We start from the raw sequence: 14,155 nt of genomic DNA, 5'->3' as shown, positions 1-14,155 counted from the left end.
CGGGGCAGAGCACCCGGCCACCGAATTCGGGCGGGACGCCCGGCAGGGGCGCGCGGATCTCCCCGCACGCCCCTGCCGTCCGGCATCGATCGGGCCGTCAGACCGTCAGCCCGCGGCTGATCAGGTCGATCAGGGCGAAGGCGAACAGCGAGATGCCCACGAACCCGTTGGTGGAGAAGAACGCCCGGTTCAGCCGGGACAGGTCGTGCGGCTTGACGATGGTGTGCTCGTAGACGAACGCGCCCGCCACCACGGCGAGCCCGCACCAGAAGAACGCGCCCGCGTCGGTCAGCACCGCGTACCAGGCCAGCAGCGCGGTGGTGATCGCGTGGCAGACCCTGGCCCCGTTGATCGCGGCTGGGATGCCGAACCGGGCGGGCACCGAGCGGACGCCCGTGCCGCGGTCGGCGGCGACGTCCTGGCAGGCGTAGATCAGGTCGAAGCCGCCGATCCAGATGCCGACCGCGAGGCCGAGCACCACCGCGTCCCAGGACCAGGTGCCGGTGACGGCCAGCCAGGCCCCGATCGGGCCCATCGCCTGGGCCAGGCCGAGGATGGCCTGCGGGAAGTCGGTGAACCGCTTGCCGTAGGGGTAGACCACCATCGGGACGACGGCGATCGGGGCCAGCAGCAGGCAGAGGGTGTTGAGCAGCGCGGCCGAGCCGAGGAAGACCACCAGGGCGATCGCCGAGCCGACGTACGCGGTGCGCACCGAGACGGCGCCGGTGACGAGTTCGCGGCCGGCGGTGCGCGGGTTCCGGGCGTCGATCTCGCGGTCGATGATCCGGTTGGCGGCCATCGCGAAGGTCCGCAGGCCGACCATGCAGATCGTGACCAGCAGCAGTTCGCGCCAGTGCACGGACCTGTCGGCGAGGAACATCGCGGTGAGCGCGGCGGTGTAGGCGAAGGGCAGCGCGAACACCGAGTGCTCGATGGCGACCAGGCGCAGGAAGGCCCGGGTCCGGCTCGGCGGGGCCTCGAACGCGTCGGCGGTGGTCACAGTCCGTACTCCTTCCAGCGGCGGGTGACCCGGGCGGCGGTCTCCGGGTCGGAGGCGACCATCTCGGGCCAGCCGCCGTCGCGGGTGTAGCCCTCCTCGGGGAGCTTGCGGGTGGCGTCGATGCCCGCCTTGCCGCCCCAGAACTGCTGGTAGGAGGCGTGGTCGAGGTGGTCGACCGGGCCCTCGACGACCGAGAGGTCCCGGCTGTAGTCGACGTTGCCCAGGGCCCGCCAGGCGACCTCCTGGTAGTCGTGGACGTCGCAGTCGGCGTCCACCACGACGATCAGCTTGGTGAGCGACATCATGTGGGCGCCCCAGATGGCGTGCATGACCTTCTGGGCGTGCTTCGGGTACTTCTTGTCGATCGAGACGATCACGCAGTTGTGGAAGCCGCCGGCCTCGGGCAGGTCGTAGTCGACGATGTCCGGGATGATCACCTTGAGCAGCGGCAGGAAGAAGCGCTCGGTGAACTTGCCGAGCGGGCCGTCCTCGGTGGGCGGGCGGCCGACCACGATGGACTGCAGGACCGGGCGGCGGCGCATCGTGACGCAGTCGATGGTCAGCGCCGGGAACGGCTCCTGCGGGGTGTAGAAGCCGGTGTGGTCGCCGAACGGGCCCTCGGGCAGCAGTTCGCCCGGCTCCAGCCAGCCCTCCAGCACCACCTCGGCGTCCGCCGGGACCTGCAGCGGGACGGTCTTGCAGTCGACCATCCGGACCCGCTCCCCCGCGACGAAGCCGGCGAACAGGTACTCGTCGATGTCGCCGGGCAGCGGCGCGGTGGCGGCGTAGGTGACGGCGGGCGGGCAGCCGAAGGCGATCGCCACCGGCAGCCTCTCGCCGCGCTTGGCGGCCACCGCGGCGTGGTTGCGGCTGTCCTTGTGGATCTGCCAGTGCATGCCGATGGTGCGCCTGTCGTGCCGCTGCAGCCGGTACAGGCCGAGGTTGCGGACGCCGGAGTCCGGGTCCTTGGTGTGGGTGAGGCCGAGGTTGAAGAAGGAGCCGCCGTCCAGCGGCCAGGTGAACAGCGCGGGCAGCTGCTCCAGGTCGACGTCCTCGCCGGTGAGCACCACCTCGTGGACGGGCGCGTCGCCGGACTTCACGTTCCGCGGCGGGACGTGCGCCATCGTGGCGAGCTTGCCGAACGCCTCCCGGAACCCGGTGAAGCCCTGCGGCAGTTCGGGCTTGAGCAGGCCGCCGATCTTCTCCGCGATGTCGTCGGGCGACTTCAGGCCGAGCGCCTTGGACAGCCGCCGCTCGGTGCCGAAGACGTTCATGGCCAGCGGCATCGCCGAGCCCTTGACGTTCTCGAAGAGCAGCGCGGGGCCCTTGGCCTTCTGCACCCGGTCGACGATCTCGCCGACCTCCAGGTGGGGGTCGACCTCGACCTTGATCCGTTTGAGGTCGCCTTCCCGCTCCAGTGCCCGGAGGAAGGAACGGAGATCGTCGTATGCCATACCTGTCAGTATCCGATACGGGCTACCCTGAGCCCGCCAAGGGTCCTGTCCGAACCTGCTCCGGAGTTCTGTGCTGTGCTGAGAGTCGTGCCCGTGGTCGCGCTGCTGGCCCTGTGGGTGTGGGCGTTCATCGACTGCCTGACCACCCCCGAGGACGAGGTCCGCCACCTGCCGAAGGTGGTGTGGGTGATCATCGTGCTGTTCTTCCCGCTGGTCGGCTCGATCGCCTGGCTGGTGGCCGGCCGCGACCGCACCGGGGCCCGCCGCCGGCAGGTGTCCCGGCCGTCCGGTCCGACCGCCGGGTACCCGGAGTACGAGCGCCCGCGGCGGCCGCTCGCCCCGGACGACGACCCGGAGTTCCTGGCCTCGCTGAAGCGCGGCAACGAGCGGCACGAGGACATGCTCAAGCAGTGGGAGGCGGACCTGCGCCGCCGCGAGGAGGAGCTGCGCCGGGGCGAGGACCGCCCCGGGGAGGGCGACCGCCCCAAGGGCTGATCCCGCCTTTTGGCGCATCCCTACCATCCGGACCTGATCCGGAGCCCGAGCACCCGGCCGCCGGCCGCCGTGCGCCCCTGTCGGCGCGCGGCGGTCCGGCGGCCTCCTTGCTGCCCCGATCTTGCCGCTGACCTGCCAATTCGACCCTCCGGCCACCCCCGGCCCGACCCCGGCCCGACCACCCGTCCGGACCGACCCGGCAGGAGGCCCGTGCGCCCCCTTCTGTCGAGGCTGTACAGCGATCGGGTCCCGACCTTGTACGGATTCGACGCCGAAAGGCGGGTGCACTGACTCGTACTGTCGTAACAGAAGAGGTGTTCGCTGACCCACGCGAGCTTGGAGTGGTTCGAAATGACGGTCCTGCACGATGCGCCGGTCGGCGGCGAGGCTCCGGCCGACGCCCGTAGTCGGGTCGCCGAACTGCACGAGCTGCGCGAGCAGGTCCGCCGCGGCCCCAGCGAGAAGGCCACCGAGGCCCAGCACGCGAAGGGCAAGCTGACCGCCCGGGAGCGGATCGAGCTGCTGCTGGACGAGGGTTCGTTCCACGAGGTGGAGCCGCTGCGCCGGCACCGCGCGCAGGGCTTCGGCCTGGAGGCGAAGAAGCCGCACACCGACGGCGTGATCGTCGGCTGGGGCACCGTCCACGGCCGCACCGTCTTCACCTACGCGCACGACTTCCGGATCTTCGGCGGCGCGCTGGGCGAGGCCCACGCGCAGAAGATCCACAAGATCATGGACATGGCCATCGCGGCCGGTGCGCCGCTGGTCTCGCTGAACGACGGCGCCGGCGCCCGGATCCAGGAGGGCGTCACCGCGCTGGCCGGCTACGGCGGCATCTTCCAGCGCAACACCCGGGCCTCCGGCGTGATCCCGCAGATCTCGGTGATGCTCGGCCCGTGCGCGGGCGGCGCGGCCTACAGCCCGGCGCTCACCGACTTCGTGTTCATGGTCCGCGAGACCTCGCAGATGTTCATCACCGGCCCTGACGTCGTCCAGGCCGTCACCGGCGAGAAGATCACCCAGAACGGCCTCGGCGGCGCCGACGTGCACTCCTCGGTGTCGGGCGTGTCGCACTTCGTCTACGACGACGAGCAGTCCTGCATCGAAGAGGTCCGCTACCTGCTCTCGCTGCTGCCGCAGAACAACCGCGAGATGCCGCCGGCCGTCCCCAACGACGACCCGGTCGAGCGCCGCAACGACTCGCTGCTGGACCTCGTCCCGGCCGACGGCAACCGCCCCTACGACATGCGTAAGGTGATCGAGGAGATCGTCGACCACGGCGAGTACCTCGAGGTGCACGAGCGCTGGGCCACCAACGTGATCTGCGCGCTGGCCCGGATCGACGGCCACGTGGTGGGCCTGATCGCCAACCAGCCGCAGTCGCTGGCCGGCGTGCTGGACATCAACGCCAGCGAGAAGTCCGCCCGCTTCGTGCAGATGTGCGACGCCTTCAACATCCCGCTGGTCACCATGCTCGACGTGCCCGGCTTCCTGCCCGGCGTCGACCAGGAGCACGACGGCATCATCCGGCACGGCGCCAAGCTGCTGTACGCGTACTGCAACGCCACCGTGCCGCGGATCCAGCTGATCCTGCGCAAGGCGTACGGCGGCGCGTACATCGTGATGGACTCCCGCTCGATCGGCGCGGACCTGTCGTTCGCCTGGCCGACCAACGAGATCGCCGTGATGGGCGCCGAGGGCGCCGCCAACGTGATCTTCCGCCGCGACATCAACGGCGCGGAGGACCCCGAGGCGATGCGCGCGCAGAAGATCAAGGAATACAAGAGCGAGCTGATGCACCCGTACTACGCGGCCGAGCGCGGCCTCGTGGACGACGTCATCGACCCCGCCGAGACCCGCGAGGTGCTGGCCGCCTCGCTCGCCATGCTCCGCACCAAGCACGCCGACCTGCCCAGCCGGAAGCACGGCAACCCGCCGATGTGACCTGCGGTCGACCGCGCCGAAACCTTTCAGACTCAAGCTTGGGGGAGAACAGGAACCATGAGCGAACCTCTCGTCCGCATCGTCCGCGGCTCGCTGAACGCCGAGGAACTGGCCGCGCTGACCGCGGTCCTCGCCGCCCGGGCCGCGGTGTCCGCCGCCACCGCCGCCGCCCCGGCCGTCGAGCCGATCGCCACCTGGTCGCGGATCGAGCGCCGCCCGGCCTACTTCTCCCCCGTCAGCTGGCAGCAGGCGGCGTAACGGACGACGAGGGGCCCGGGGCCCGGCGGGACGCACCCGCCGGGCCCCGGGCCCCTCGTCGTTGCTCAGGCGGCCGCCAGCGCCGCCGGACGGCCGGCGTGCATGGTGGTGAGGTTGGCCGCCAGCCGCTGCGGGTCCTGGGCCAGCCAGAGCCGGACGGCGGCCCCCAGCATGACGCAGGAGGAGCCGAGCCGGACGCCCGTGGAGTGGGCGATCCGCGCGGCGGCGATGGTGAGCAGGTCGGCCAGCTCGGTGGGGAGCCAGACGGTGAGCGCGCAGGGCGCCGGGGTGGTGACGGCGGCGACCAGCCGGTAGGCGTCCGCCGCGCAGTGGAGTGTGGGCAGGACGTCCAGCAGCCCGTCGGCGACGACCTCGGACACGTCGCTGTGATGGCCCTGGGCGAGCCGTCGCAGCAGCGTGCGTTCCGCTGCGGTGATTCGGACGGTCATGATGACCTCGTCGCACTCCATGGTGCGGCCCTCCTCGCGGCTTTGTGGTGCGTGGGTGTGGGGTGGTGGAGGGGCGTCAGATGCCGGCGTAGGAGTGCTTGCCGGTGACGAAGATGTTGACGCCGTAGAAGTTGAACAGCCAGCAGGCGAAGGCGAGCAGGGCCAGGTAGGCGGCCTTGCGGCCGCGCCAGCCGGCGGTGGCCCGGGCGTGCAGGTAGGCGGCGTAGGCGACCCAGGTGATGAAGGACCAGGTCTCCTTCGGGTCCCACTCCCAGTACTTGCCCCAGGCCGCCTCGGCCCAGATCGCGCCCGCGATGATGGTGAACGTCCAGAGCGGGAAGACGATCGCGTTGATCCGGTAGGAGAGCTTGTCCAGGGTGCCGGAGGCGGGCAGGCGCTCCATCAGGTTGGCGGCGCGGACGGTGAGGCCGGCCGCGATCCGGTGCTCGTAGCGGTCCTTGAGCAGGTAGGCGCCGGTGGCGACGAACGCCGCGAAGAAGGCGCCGCCGCAGATGGTGGCGGTCGAGACGTGGATGCCCAGCCAGTAGGAGTGCAGGGCCGGGACGAGCTGCTCGGAGTCGGTGTAGAGCACCGAGACGGCCACGCCCAGGATGAGCAGCGCGACCACCGTAACCGGCAGGCCGAGCCAGCGGACGTTCTTCTTGGTGGCGAGCAGGATGACGTACGCGGCGACCATCATCAGGGCGAAGGCGCACGAGAACTCGTACATGTTGCCCCACGGCCAGCGCATCACCGACAGGCCGCGGGTGACCACGCTGGCGGCGTGCAGCAGCAGGCCGAGGACGGTCAGCGAGACCGCCATCCGGCCGACCAGGTCGGCCTTCTCGCTGGTGCCGGCCGGGCCGGCGCCGTCGGCCGGGCCCTCGTCGCCGCGGCCGCTGGTGACCGTGGTGGCGCCGGCGTCGGCCAGCGCGGTGCGGGTGAGGGTGGTGGTGCCGCCGCCCTGGGAGGCGACGGTGACGGTGACCTTGCGGACGCCCTTGGCCGCGGCCGCGGAGTCGGCGACCGACTCGGCCAGGGTGCTCTGCTGCGCGGAGCGGACGGCGACGCCGCCCTTGGCGCCGAACGTCCACTCGAAGATCTGGGCGAACATGGCCAGGGTGTAGACCGTCATCGCCGAGTAGATGAGGTAGTTGGAGAAGTTGGCCAACTGGGTGTCGACCTGCGCGAGCAGCACCGTCTACTCCTTGGTTTCCGGGGCGGTGGGAACGGCAGCGGCCGGGGAGTCGGCTGCGGCGGGTGCGTCGTCTTCGGGGCTCTCGGAACCTGGCGGCTCCTCGGTGGCCGGGGGCTCCTCCGCGGCCGGGGCGTCGTCCTGCAGGTCGACGGCGATCTCGGCGAGTTCCTCGGCGGTGCGGGCGGACTCGCTGCGGCCCAGGCCGGCGATCTCGACCAGGGTGCGGCCGTCGGCCCCGGCGGTGGCCCGGACCCAGATCCGGCGGCGCTGGACGAACAGCGAGCCGATCAGGCCGAGGACCGCGGCGACCGCGCCGAGCAGCGCGACCGTGTTGCCGGGGCGGTGCGAGACGGTGAAGTTGGCCCACTGCTGGTAGCCGTCGAAGGTCAGGGTGCCGTAGCCGTCGGGCAGTTCCCAGCCCTCGCCGACCTTGAGGATCGCGGTGGCGGGCGCGTCGTTGACCTTGAGCTGGGTCATCGCCTTGTCGTCGAGCTCGTACACGTTCTGCGGCAGGCCGCTGTCGGTGCGCAGGTCGCCGGCGTAGACGTTGAGCACCAGGCGGGGGTCGGCGGCGGCCGGGAAGACCGAGATCGGGCCGGTGCCGGTGAAGTCGGCCGCCGCGGTGGGCAGGAAGAAGCCCTTGAAGGCGAGCTGGGTCTTGTTGCCCTGGGCGTCGGTGCCGTAGTCGTTGACCTTGATCACGCCGGGCGAGGTGACGTTGCTGTCCCGGGGCAGGAACGGCGTCGGGCCGCGGTAGACGACCTCGTTCTTCGCGTTGCGGACGGTGACCACCGGGGCGAAGCCGTGCGCGGTCAGGAAGACCTTGGAACCGCCCACCTCCAGCGGGTGGTTGACCTCGATCCGGGCGTTCTTCTGCTTGCCGGAGTCGGCGCCGTCCCAGTAGCGGACGTTGGCGACGAACTCCTTGGCGGTGCCGGCCGCCGGGCCCTGGGTCTGGTACTCGGCGGTGAAGCCGTCCAGCTTGAAGCCGAAGGCGTCCAGGTCGTCGACGCCGTAGAACGCCGAGCCGGTGAAGTCGTCGAGCTGGGTGGTGGTGTTGGAGTAGCCCTGGCCCTCCAGCACGATCTTGGTGCCGGAGCCGCTGAACAGGCTGGCCCAGGCGAAGCCGGCCAGCAGGGCGAACAGCGCGAAGTGGAACAGCAGGTTGCCGACCTCGCGCAGGTAGCCCTTCTCGGCGGCCACCGAGCCGGAGCCGGCCGCGGCCCGGAAGCCGCGCTTCTTCAGCAGCCGGTGCGCGGCCGCGTTGACCGCCTCCGGGTCGGCCCCGGTGTGCCAGGCCGCGTAGACCGGCATCCGGGTCAGGTTGCGCGGGGCGGCCGGCGGCTGCGCGCGCAGCACGCCGACGAACTGCCAGGTGCGGGGCAGGATGCAGCCGGCCAGCGAGACGAACAGCAGGATGTAGATCGCGGAGAACCACACCGAGCTGTACACGTCGAAGAGTTGGAGCTTCTCGAAGAGCGGCGCCACGCCCTTGTGGGTGTTCTTCCACGCCGCGACCTTGAACGCGTTGGTGTTCTGCGGCACCAGCGAGCCGGGGATGGCCGCCAGCGAGAGCAGGAACAGCAGCAGCAGGGCGACCCGCATCGAGGTCAGCTGGCGCCAGAACCAGCGCAGCCAGCCGAGCACGCCCATGCCGGCCGGCACCGAGTCGTTCTCCTCCGGCGCGGTGCTGAGCCGCTCGGCGTCCGGCTCCGCGGCGTCGGCCGGCTTGGGGCTGGTCTTGGTGTCGCTCACGGTCAGATTCCGATCGAGAAGTTCTGGGCGAGGTACTGGAGCTGGTTGACCAGCGCGTCCCACACCCCCGTCACCAGGGCCAGGCCGACCGCGACGAGCATGCCGCCGCCGATCCGCATCACCCACTGGTAGTGCTGCTTGACCCAGCCGAAGGCGCCCAGCGCCTTGCGGAACGCCAGGGCGGCCAGGACGAACGGTACGCCGAGGCCGAGGCAGTACACCGTCATCAGCAGTGCGCCGCGCCCCGCGTCGGCCTCGTTGGTGGAGAGCGTGTTGATCGCCGCCATGGTCGGGCCGAGGCAGGGGGTCCAGCCGACGCCGAAGACCAGGCCGAGCAGCGGGGCGCCGTACACGCCGACCGCGGGGCGGCGGTGGGTGCGCAGTTCGCGCGTCGAGAAGCCGGGCAGCAGCCCCATGAAGGCCAGGCCCATCAGCACCGTGACGACGCCCATGACCACCGAGACGATCCGCTTGTGGTCCGCCAGGGACTTCCCGACGTAGCCGAACAGCGCGCCCTCGGAGATGAAGACGGCCGCGAACCCGGCCACGAACAGGGCGGAGCCGAGCAGCATCCGGCCGCGCCGGGTGCCCTTGGCGTCGGAGAGGTCGGCGGCGGAGAAGCCGGTGACGTAGCTGAGGTAGCCGGGCACCAGCGGCAGCACGCACGGCGAGAAGAACGAGACCAGCCCGGCGGCCAGCGCGATCGGCAGGGCGAGCACCAGCGCGCCGCTGCCGACCGTCTCGTTGTACCCGACGTCCGCCGCTGCCAGCAGGGCGCTCACTTCGACTCCGCCAGCACCGGGTCGACCATCTTCTGCAGGTCCTCGGCGGACAGCGCGCGCATGGCGCGGGCGGCCAGCCTGCCGTCCTTGTCGATCACGATGGTGGTCGGGATGGACTGCGGGTTGAGGCTGCCCTTGGGGAACTTGAGGATCTCGGCGCCGTCCGGGTCGTAGATGCTCGGGTAGGTGACCCCGAAGTTCTTCTCGAAGGCGACGGCGTTGGCGGGGTCGGTGTCCCGGGTGTTGATGCCGAGGAACTGGACCTGGCCGCCGTACTTCTGGCTGGTCTCCTGCAGGCCCTTGGCCTCGGCCCGGCAGGGGCTGCACCAGGAGCCCCAGATGTTGAGGACGACCACCTTGCCGCGGTAGTCGGAGAGCTTGAGGGCCCCGCCGCCGTCCAGCGGGGTGCCGGTGATCTCGGGGGCGGCGACCCGCTTGGCGGGGGCGGCGGTGGCGACGCCGCCCTTGCCGGTGACGAAGCCGACTCCGCCGCCGCTGCTGCCGGAGCTGGAGCACCCGGCCAGGGCCAGGGCGGAGGCCGCGCCGAGGGCGGCGGTGAGTCGGATGCGGCTGGACGTCCGTGACATGTGAAAAGTTTCGCATGGCTCTTCGGCCCGTTTTAGGGGGGTCCGGCGTTGTCGACCCGACCCCCCGTGACCTGCGGCTTCTCCGCTTATGATCGTCTTAATTCGGGCATTTCTCCGCCCGCCGGGCTTACCCCGGCGGGCCCGGTGCGAGCTACGCCCCGAAGCTCTTGCCGACCGGCTTGTCGCCCTTCTTGCCCTTGCCCACCAGGTGCGCCGGCAGCAGGTCCCGGGCCGGCTCGCGGTAGCCGATCGAGACGATCCGGTCGCCCTCGTAGGTGAAGCTGGTCAGCGAGGCCAGCGAGCACTGCCGGCGGCGCGGGTCGTGCCAGAGCCGGCGGCGCTCCGCGAACGAGCGCAGGATCCAGATTGGCAGCTGGTGGCTGACGCACACCGCCTCGTGCCCGCGCGCGGCGTCCCGGGCCGCCGCGAGGGCGCCCATCATCCGCACCACCTGGTCGATGTACGGCTCGCCCCAGGACGGCTTGAACGGGTTGGTCAGGTACTTCCAGTACCCGGGGTTGCGCAGCGAGCCGTCGCCGACGCCGAAGGTCTTGCCCTCGAAGACGTTCTCCGCCTCGATCAGCCGCGGGTCGGCCGCCACCTGCAGGCCGTGCGCCTTGGCGATCGGCTCGGCGGTCTCCTGCGCCCGCTCCAGCGGCGAGGCCACCACGTACGTGATGTCCCGGTCCTTGAGGTGCTCGCCGACCCGCTCGGCCATCTGCCGGCCCAGGTCGGAGAGGTGGTAGCCGGGCAGGCGGCCGTACAGCACGCCCTCCGGGTTGTGCACCTCGCCGTGCCGCATCACGTGGACGACCGTGACGTCCTTGCCGTTCTCGCGGGTGCTCTCGCTGGTGTTCTCGGTCACTTGGCGGTCTCCTCGGTGGCCTCGGCCGCGGCGCGGGCGGCGGCGGGCAGGGCGGCGGCGATCCGCTCGATCGCGCGCTCGTCGTGCGCGGCCGAGACGAACCAGGACTCGAAGGCGGACGGCGGCAGGTAGACGCCCTGGCTCAGCATCGAGTGGAAGAAGGAGTTGAAGCGGAACGCCTGCTGGGTGCGCGCCTCGTCGTAGTCGGTGACCTGCCGCTCGGTGAAGAAGACCGAGAACATGTTGCCCGCGGTCTGCAGCCGGTGCGCCACGCCCTCCTTGGCGAGCGCCGCAGTGACCAGGCCGGAGACCTCGGCGGCGACCCGGTCGACCGTCGCGTACACCTCGTCGGTGCACAGCCGCAGCTGGGCCAGGCCGGCCGCGGTGGCGACCGGGTTCCCGGAGAGGGTGCCGGCCTGGTAGACCGGGCCGGCCGGGGCGAGGTGGGCCATCACGTCGGCGCGGCCGCCGAACGCGGCGGCGGGGAAGCCGCCGCCCATCACCTTGCCGAAGGTCAGCAGGTCCGGCGCCCAGCCCTCGTGGGCGGCCTCCAACCCGTACCAGCCGGCCTTGGAGACCCGGAAGCCGGTCATCACCTCGTCCGAGACGAACAGCGCGCCGTCGGCCCGGCAGAGTTCGGCCAGGCCGCGGTTGAAGCCGGGCAGCGGCGGGACGACGCCCATGTTGCCGGGCGAGGCCTCGGTGATCACGCAGGCGATCTGGCCGGGGTTGGCGGCGAACGCGGCGCGCACCGCGTCCAGGTCGTTGTACGGCAGCACGATGGTGTCGCCGGCCTGGGCGCCGGTCACGCCGGGGGTGTCGGGCAGGCCGAAGGTGGCGACGCCGGAGCCGGCGGCGGCCAGCAGGGCGTCCACGTGGCCGTGGTAGCAGCCGGCGAACTTGACCACCTTGGCGCGGCCGGTGAAGCCGCGGGCCAGCCGGATCGCGGACATGGTCGCTTCGGTTCCGCTGGAGACCAGCCGGACCTGCTCGACCGGGGCGATCCGGGCGGTGATCTCCTCGGCCAGCTCCACCTCGCCCTCCCCGGGCGTCCCGAACGAGGTGCCCCGGGCCACCGCCCGCTGCACCGCCCCGATCACCTCCGGGTGGGCGTGGCCGAGCAGCATCGGGCCCCAGGAGCAGACCAGGTCCACGTACTCGCGGCCGTCCGCGTCGGTCAGGTACGGGCCGGTGCCGGACACCATGAAGCGGGGCGTGCCGCCGACCGCGCGGAAGGCCCGCACCGGCGAGTTGACGCCGCCGGGGGTGACGGCCAGGGCGCGGTCGAACAGCGACTGGGACTGGGGGGCTTCGTACGGGTAGCTCATCTGCTCGCTCATCCGTTGGGTGCTGGGAGTGGCCGGGAACCGCTCTTACCCGCACATGGTCTCAAATCGTGTCCTGGCGTTCTGCATGTCGGGCCCGATCATCTGGAACGATGATCCGTGTGCTGCTCCCCTCACCGGCTGTGCCGAAGGTAAGGTCGGGTGACGCGCGCTCGTGTAGCACGCCGACAGACGGGTAAGGGGCATGTTCGGGAGGGACCCCGAACATGCGAAGGTCTGTCGATTCCGGCGAGTTCCGGTGAGGATGGTCCAGTGTCCGAGAGGCAGGACGGTTTCGACGAGGCCCCGGGGCACGGCCTCCGGCCCGGCGAGACCGGCGGGGGTACGGGTACGGGCAGGGGAAGGAGGGGCGAGGGCAGAGTGGGGGTCACCTACAAGTACTTCGGCGCTCCGGACCGCGCCACCGCCGCCAGGGTTCCCACCGCCCTCGGCCCCGGCGGGCTCGGGCTCGACGCCGGCGAACTCGGCGCCCTCGGCCGGCTCGGCGACCTGATGGAGACCAGCGGCTCCGCCGGCGGCCACCTCTCCACCAAGATCAAGCCGGAGACCATGAGCGCGATGGTCCTCACCGGCATCCAGGGCGTCCCGCTGCACCACGTCCCGCCGCTCGAACTGGTCGTCCTGCACCCGGACTACGCGGTCGTCCAGCTCCCGCACACCGTGGTCGAGCCGCTCCGCAAGGCCGACGAGACCGAGCTCGGCGCCGCCGCCTTCATCTGGTCCACCGTCCCCGACCGCCGCGGCCCGCGGGACGCCTTCGTCATCTACCAGATGCTGCACGAGTGGCAGGACTTCGCCAGCCGCCTGCACGAGGCCGGCCACCAGCTGTACTGCCTGGTCTGGCCCTGAGGCTCCGGCGGTTCAGGGCACCAGCCGGTAGCCGACGCCGCGCACCGTCTCGATCACGCAGCGGGCCCGGGCGGCCGCGAACTTGCGGCGCAGCGCGGCCACGTACACCTCGACGATGTTGAGGTCGCCGCGGAAGGCGGTGTCCCAGACCGAGTCGAGGATCTCGGTCTTCGGGACGGCCTGGTCCGGCCGCCGGGCCAGGCACTCCAGGACGCCGAACTCCTTGGCGGTCAGCCGTGGGCCGCGGCCCGCAGGAAGGGCAGGAAGGCGGTGACGGCCGGGGCCGGGTGGTGGCCGCGGCGGGCGGCGGTGTGGACGTGGCGGACAGGGGTGTCCTCCGGGTGCAGCGGGACGAGGGCGAGGTCGGGGCGGGCCGCCCGGGCGGCCAGCGAGGGGATCAGGGTGATGCCCAACCCAGCGGCGACCAGGCCGAGTTTGGCTGTCCAGCCGGCCACCTCGTACTCGACCCGGGGCTGGAAACCACTGCGGACGCAGGCCGCCAGCAGGGTGGCCTCGGGGCGGCGGCTGGCGGCGATCCAGGGTTCGTCGGCGAGTTCGGCCAGCCGCAGGCGGCGGCGCCGGGCCAGCCGGTGGGTGCGCGGAACGGCCACCAGGACGGGGTCGTCCACCAGCCGGTGCAGCTCGAACCGCTCGGTGTCGTACGGGTGTTCCGGATAGGCAGTGACCAGGGCGAGGTCGATCGAACCGTCCGCGAGCAGCTCGAGCAGGTCGCCGGAGAGCCCCTCGGTGAGGGTCGGGGCGATCGCCGGGTGCGCGCCCCGGAAGGCGGCCAGCGCGGCCGGGACGAGGGCGGCGTTGGCGCTGTCGAAGGCCCCGAGCCGCAGCCGTCCGGCGCTCAGACCGGTGAGCGAGGCCAGGTCGCGGCGGGTGCCGTCGTACCGCTCCAGCAGGGCCTCGGCGTGCGGCAGCAGGGTCCGCCCGTGCTCGGTCAGGCCCACCCCGCGGGGCAGCCGGTCGAACAGCACGACCCCCAACTCGCCTTCTAGTGAGGCAATCTGACGTGACACCGCGGACTGCGTCCAGCCCAGCCGGTCACCCGCCGCGGTGAACGAACCGAGTCGGGCCGCGGTGCGGAAGACCTCCAGCCAAGCCATGTCCATCCCGCATGGCTACCATGCGGGACATTCGTTTGTCGCCTGCCTCGGCCGCGCC

General features: G+C 71.7%; 15 protein-coding genes. 4 read left to right on the top strand and 11 right to left on the bottom strand.

The window, feature by feature from the left end; genetic code table 11:
• Positions 1-97 precede the first annotated feature (97 nt).
• Positions 98-1,000, bottom strand: coding sequence for a menaquinone biosynthesis prenyltransferase MqnP (gene mqnP, locus EDD39_RS09780; protein ID WP_123554877.1), 903 nt, complete (start codon positions 998-1,000; stop codon positions 98-100).
• A complete protein-coding gene (locus EDD39_RS09775; RefSeq protein WP_123554875.1) occupies positions 997-2,454 on the bottom strand; it encodes a menaquinone biosynthesis decarboxylase in 1,458 nt (485 codons plus the stop codon). Before EDD39_RS09775 ends, mqnP begins: the two co-directional genes overlap by 4 nt.
• A gap of 75 nt (positions 2,455-2,529) precedes the next feature.
• Here EDD39_RS09775 and EDD39_RS09770 point away from each other — a divergent pair, with 75 nt between their 5' ends.
• The 3 genes from EDD39_RS09770 to EDD39_RS09760 all read left to right on the top strand — a co-directional run bounded on the left by EDD39_RS09770 (position 2,530) and on the right by EDD39_RS09760 (position 5,151).
• Positions 2,530-2,949, top strand: coding sequence for a PLD nuclease N-terminal domain-containing protein (locus EDD39_RS09770; RefSeq protein WP_123554873.1), 420 nt, complete (start codon positions 2,530-2,532; stop codon positions 2,947-2,949).
• Positions 2,950-3,300: 351 nt separating this feature from the next.
• Positions 3,301-4,893, top strand: coding sequence for an acyl-CoA carboxylase subunit beta (locus tag EDD39_RS09765; RefSeq protein WP_123554871.1), 1,593 nt, complete (start codon positions 3,301-3,303; stop codon positions 4,891-4,893).
• 57 nt (positions 4,894-4,950) lie between these two features.
• Positions 4,951-5,151: an acyl-CoA carboxylase epsilon subunit gene (locus EDD39_RS09760; RefSeq protein ID WP_123554869.1), complete on the top strand. Its 201-nt coding sequence runs from the start codon at positions 4,951-4,953 to the stop codon at positions 5,149-5,151.
• Between the two features lie 65 nt (positions 5,152-5,216).
• On the opposite strand, the gene EDD39_RS09755 is transcribed toward EDD39_RS09760, so the two are convergent.
• From EDD39_RS09755 to hemL, 7 genes are all read right to left on the bottom strand, one after another.
• Positions 5,217-5,621, bottom strand: coding sequence for a hypothetical protein (locus tag EDD39_RS09755; RefSeq protein ID WP_123554867.1), 405 nt, complete (start codon positions 5,619-5,621; stop codon positions 5,217-5,219).
• Between the two features lie 55 nt (positions 5,622-5,676).
• Complete coding sequence (ccsB, locus tag EDD39_RS09750; RefSeq protein ID WP_123554865.1) at positions 5,677-6,798, bottom strand: c-type cytochrome biogenesis protein CcsB; 1,122 nt, start codon at positions 6,796-6,798, stop codon at positions 5,677-5,679.
• A 3-nt stretch (positions 6,799-6,801) separates the two neighbouring features.
• Positions 6,802-8,553, bottom strand: a complete 1,752-nt coding sequence (resB, locus tag EDD39_RS09745) for a cytochrome c biogenesis protein ResB (RefSeq protein WP_123554863.1) — start codon at positions 8,551-8,553, stop codon at positions 6,802-6,804.
• A gap of 2 nt (positions 8,554-8,555) precedes the next feature.
• Positions 8,556-9,335, bottom strand: a complete 780-nt coding sequence (locus EDD39_RS09740) for a cytochrome c biogenesis CcdA family protein (protein ID WP_030457823.1) — start codon at positions 9,333-9,335, stop codon at positions 8,556-8,558.
• Positions 9,332-9,922: a TlpA family protein disulfide reductase gene (locus EDD39_RS09735; protein WP_123554861.1), complete on the bottom strand. Its 591-nt coding sequence runs from the start codon at positions 9,920-9,922 to the stop codon at positions 9,332-9,334. The genes EDD39_RS09740 and EDD39_RS09735 overlap by 4 nt, the downstream gene beginning before the upstream one ends.
• A gap of 151 nt (positions 9,923-10,073) precedes the next feature.
• Entirely contained in the window at positions 10,074-10,724 is a 651-nt protein-coding gene (locus EDD39_RS09730; RefSeq protein ID WP_123560292.1) for a histidine phosphatase family protein, read from the bottom strand.
• A 59-nt stretch (positions 10,725-10,783) separates the two neighbouring features.
• Positions 10,784-12,127, bottom strand: a complete 1,344-nt coding sequence (gene hemL, locus EDD39_RS09725; protein ID WP_123554859.1) for a glutamate-1-semialdehyde 2,1-aminomutase — start codon at positions 12,125-12,127, stop codon at positions 10,784-10,786.
• A 366-nt stretch (positions 12,128-12,493) separates the two neighbouring features.
• Between hemL and EDD39_RS09720 the strand changes: the two genes are divergently transcribed.
• A complete protein-coding gene (locus EDD39_RS09720) occupies positions 12,494-12,982 on the top strand; it encodes a hypothetical protein (RefSeq protein ID WP_030908511.1) in 489 nt (162 codons plus the stop codon).
• 12 nt (positions 12,983-12,994) lie between these two features.
• Here the strand turns inward: EDD39_RS09720 and EDD39_RS40785 are convergent, their stop codons facing one another.
• Together EDD39_RS40785 and EDD39_RS40780 are read right to left on the bottom strand one after the other, a co-directional pair.
• Positions 12,995-13,183 carry a winged helix-turn-helix domain-containing protein gene (locus tag EDD39_RS40785; RefSeq protein WP_425269745.1) on the bottom strand — a complete coding sequence of 63 codons (189 nt, stop codon included), beginning with the start codon at positions 13,181-13,183 and terminating at the stop codon, positions 12,995-12,997.
• Positions 13,184-13,212: 29 nt separating this feature from the next.
• Positions 13,213-14,103, bottom strand: coding sequence for a LysR family transcriptional regulator (locus EDD39_RS40780; RefSeq protein WP_123554855.1), 891 nt, complete (start codon positions 14,101-14,103; stop codon positions 13,213-13,215).
• Between the last annotated feature and the right edge of the window lie 52 nt (positions 14,104-14,155).

Source organism: Kitasatospora cineracea (assembly GCF_003751605.1).
Classification (GTDB): domain Bacteria; phylum Actinomycetota; class Actinomycetes; order Streptomycetales; family Streptomycetaceae; genus Kitasatospora; species Kitasatospora cineracea.
This window is presented reverse-complemented; position numbering and strand designations above follow the sequence as displayed.